Raw genomic sequence first — 4437 nt, 5'->3', positions numbered from 1 at the left:
AGCATTTGGTATAAATATCGTACAGAAACAGTTTGGTCTGAAAAAGAGATCAGATTATATGCATGATAAAGTCCGTCTTCTCGTTTGTTCACTTTTATGGATTGATCCATATACATTAGAGCCAGATTGGTGAAATCCAATAACTCACTCACTTTTACGTTTCTTTTCAAGCCTGAAAAAGAATTTTCATAAATTCCATTTCTGTATTTGCTTCCAGCTTCACCCAAAACATCAGCGAAACGACGTCTGTCTTCATCTGAAAATCCATTTTCTAAAAGGCCTGCATTTTCAACAAAAAGACTAAAAATGGAATCCATTAGAGTTTTGACTTCCTCGGAAATATGAACTTCCTCTATTGAAATTTCACTAAACTTTTCTGACCAAAACTTTAGGAATCGTCTCAGGTAACACAAAGTAACCATAGACACACCATTACCTACAAGGGCATTGTTAGCGTCATTCCATTCCGGACGTTGGGTGTTTAACCAAATACCAGCTTCAGGAATAAAGTTGCTCAACTTTGTCAATAGAGTTACCAAAACCTTTTCGGTTAGATTGACTTGGTACAAGCCATCGTCACCGTTTTTCAATAATCGGGCATCAGCACCAATATGGTCAACCATTCCTTTAATCTGATCATTTAGATCATAATCGAACTCAATGGTATCTTGCGGATTCTTAACGATATCCTTGTATGATTTAATTCTATAAGGAACATTAGCATAAACAAAATTCTCTTTGGTAAGTAGATTCTCCAATTTCCCCGGATGGTATTCATTGGATAACTCAAGAAATTTTTGAAGATAAATGATCTGGTGATCGCCCCAATATCCAATATAAGCCCATGGATCATTTGGATCTGGGCATTCCCAATCAATTCCTTCTCTTGTAATTCGGTATGGATTATAACCATCGGCAGTTGATGCATTTACAAACTTGCTGATCATGCCTTCCAAAAATTCAGGGTATGAAAGCCCAAGAGCTTCCCAGTTTTGAAAAATATCACGCCAGTTTCCCTGATAGTTCAATTTTGGTGAGCCGTCTTCATTTTTTGTTTCGATAGAAAACTGATTCCATGGTCGACTAGGGTCACCATGTCTTCGACTAAATGTTAAAGGAAGGTATTCATAACAGATTCTTATTAAATCAGAATTCCCTGTTTTTTCAGCCAATTGATTCAAGTCCGTATAAGCAATTTTTGCTGGTAATTGATCAATCCACTCTTGAAATGCCTTTGCAATTGGTTTATTTGTTTGCTGAACAAACAATTTAAAATCAACAGAGTCTACATGGTAATTATCTACAAAAATACCACCTCTCATAACATTGAAAAGGGTATTTGAAAAATGTCGGGCATAAGCCAGGTCATCCTCTCCCATTTGCAAACCATCAGCATCAGCAACAATTTTGATCAAATTCGTTGTTCCTAAAGCAATATCTTCTGCTATTAAACCCGCAATATTCTTTTCGGTTTTAATAAAATTATTCAAATCGGCTACAGCTACGCTATCCTGATTCAGTTCTGCAATAATCATCCATTCTCTGGATTCATTTTGCCCCAACTCAAGCTCAGAATTTAAAAAGTAGGCACCTTTCGCGGCTCTAATATCTATCTCTGTTTCAACTGGATAGCCCTCTTTAAAGCGATCGATTTGTTTAGCAGACAACAGAATTTTACTGCCTTCCAAACCATAAGACCAAACCGTTGAGGTTTTTAAGGATTCACTTGGTTCCGCTCTATCAACAGGAATTGAGCTCAGCATATATAATCCCAGACCACTTTCCTCAAGTAATTCGCACTTTTTATAGGCATCTAATAAATTACTATATTCATTCTGAAAATCGTAATCAACACCACTAGGCAGTATGTTTTCAATCCCATCAATAATCTCGAATTTTACTGTTTTATCGCTTAGGTTGGAAACCTTGGATGTTTTCACAAAACCAAATTTCTCGGTATTGCTCCAAGCATATTGGAAACTCATTCCCAAATCGACATTTACCTCTTCAAAAATGACCTTGTTACCGTAAATACTCTTATACAAATTTCTTTCAATCTTGTATATGTTTCTAAGACCATTAGAGAATGGTTTCCACAAAAGAGTTTTCTCATCCTTTTCAACTAAAACAATAGTTTTACTCCCTGTTTTATCTCTATAATCGTGAATTTTATCAACAGTATAATAAGGGAACAAGGCATTGTTCCTGTCTTTTCTTCCAGCCGATAAAGAACCATTACTCGATATGAACATCCAGTGATCGGAATCACTGACTATACTCATAAAGAAGTCTGACATTTGATCAGAATTGCTGATCTTGTAAAACTTTTCATTATGTAGCTCAACGAATTTCCCCTCAACTTCAGCCCCGCTGTAATTCAAATTCGTGTTTCCCAAATAAATGTTATTCTTCTTCATTTTAATATTAATTGATTCTACTTCAATCATTTTCTATAGTAAAAACTTCTGCTTATTATATCTAAAACTTACAATCGGATTTTACCGATTTAAGAGTTTGTTTATTATTCTCTTACAAGTATCAATTCTAATTCTTCCAAGGATTTCCCTTTCGTTTCAGGTAGCATAAAAAAGACAAATACGAGTCCTACTGCTCCAAAGATTCCATAAATGAGAAAGGTTGTTGCATTCCCAAAATTCATCTGTTCCCATGGAAACACAAGTTGAACAAGGAAGCTTATTCCTGAATTTATCAAGCCAACAAAGGAAATCGCAAGTCCCCGAATTCGGTTTGGAAATAGCTCCGAAAACAAGACCCACATAACTGGTCCGATAGAAATGGCGAAAGAGGCAACAAAGCCAAGAATACCAATTAAGACTAACCATGGGTTAATGCTAATTGCTTTCGAGATAAAATCTGTTCTATGCTCTTTAAAAGCCTTTTCGCTTATATTATTTTTTAATGCCTTATTAAAATCCAAATCGCTATAGTAAACGACATTTTGCATTGAAGCAAGATCCTTTGAACCTGCAAATGACTCGCATTCCTGAATATCTTTGTCTGTTAATTGATAAGTTGCTCTGCCAAATCCGGCAGAAAGGATAAACATTGAAATTGCAATACCTGTTAAACCAAAAATCAAAAGTGGTTTTCTTCCAATACGATCGACTAACCAAATAGCAAAAAGTGTAAATACAAGATTGATAATCCCAACTAGAATGGCCTGCGAAAATGAGGCGTCAGTTCCAATTCCGGTTTGTTCAAAAATCATGGGCGCATAAAAGAATACTGAATTAATACCCGTAATCTGCTGAGTGATAGCAATCACAATCCCAATCAACAATACAAGTTTCATGGAAGGCTTAAACAATTCTTTTAGTGAAGTTTTCTCCTTTTGTGGAGATGCTTTAATACTTTGAGTAATCGATTTTAATTGAATTTTTGCTTCATCAGCTCCCAATGACTTCTCCATTACTTGTAACGCTTCATCATCCAATCCATTCATGGCTAACCATCTTGGGCTGCGTGGAACGAAAAATAGAAATACGAAATATATGATGGCAGGTAAGGATTCCAGTCCCAACATCCAACGCCAATTGTAATTTTTGAACTGTAACATTTCAGCCCAGCCTGCATTTGACTTTCCTAATTGTAAAATCAAGTAATTGGTAAAAAAGGCGACGGATATTCCTAGTACAATATTCAATTGATTCAAAGAAACCATCCTTCCCCTCATTTTTGGAGGAGCAATTTCAGCAATGTACATAGGAGCAATAATCAGCGATGCTCCAACACCAAACCCACCAATCATTCTAGCCAAAACTAAAAACCAAAAGCTAGGAGCTATCGCTGATCCTATTGCTGAAATAAAATATAGTGCTGCTGCATATTTAAGAACCGTTCTTCTTCCTAATTTGTCACTCAAAGGACCAGCCATAAACATGGCTAAAGTCGCAGTTAATGTTAGACAGCTAACGGCCCATCCTAATTGAATTTTCGTTAAATCGAATTGAGGTTCAATAAATTTCACAACACCCGATATAACCGAGGCATCGAATCCCATTAGAAATCCTCCTAATGCAACTATAAACGATACAAAAACTGTATATCTTAAATTCATGTATTCTACTTTTATTTAAAATTCTTCACCAAATTCAGTAATGAATGAGATTATTTCTTTTGATAAACTCTTACATAATCCACTTCCATTGTTTGAGGAAATGCATCAGCATCAATCCCCTCTACATTACCCCAAGCACCACCCACTGCAACATTTAGAATCAGGTAGAATGGTTTGATATACGGCCATTTTGCTTCACCCAAGCCTTCATTTTTATACTCAAAATAAAGTTTGTCATCTACATAGGCTTTCATCAATTCTGGTGTCCATTCCAAAATATAGGAATGAAAATTTTCAGCAACATCAGCTATATGTATGGTATCAGTTTGCTGCGTATTAGTTTGCCATTGATAATCTTT

3 protein-coding genes are annotated in these 4437 nt (G+C 35.8%); all 3 read right to left on the bottom strand.

Translation table 11 applies throughout. From position 1 onward, the window contains the following. The coding region (locus ABY905_RS14465; protein WP_372645113.1) for a hypothetical protein at positions 1 to 2417 on the bottom strand (2417 nt) is incomplete at its 3' end. A 104-nt stretch (positions 2418 to 2521) separates the two neighbouring features. Next, a complete protein-coding gene (locus ABY905_RS14460) occupies positions 2522 to 4078 on the bottom strand; it encodes a sugar porter family MFS transporter (protein WP_372645111.1) in 1557 nt (518 codons plus the stop codon). Between the two features lie 50 nt (positions 4079 to 4128). After that, positions 4129 to 4437 (bottom strand): family 16 glycosylhydrolase (locus tag ABY905_RS14455; RefSeq protein ID WP_372645109.1); only part of this gene is annotated, 309 nt, incomplete at its 5' end.

Source organism: Ancylomarina sp. (genome assembly GCF_041555295.1).
Classification (GTDB): domain Bacteria; phylum Bacteroidota; class Bacteroidia; order Bacteroidales; family Marinifilaceae; genus Ancylomarina.
This window is presented reverse-complemented; position numbering and strand designations above follow the sequence as displayed.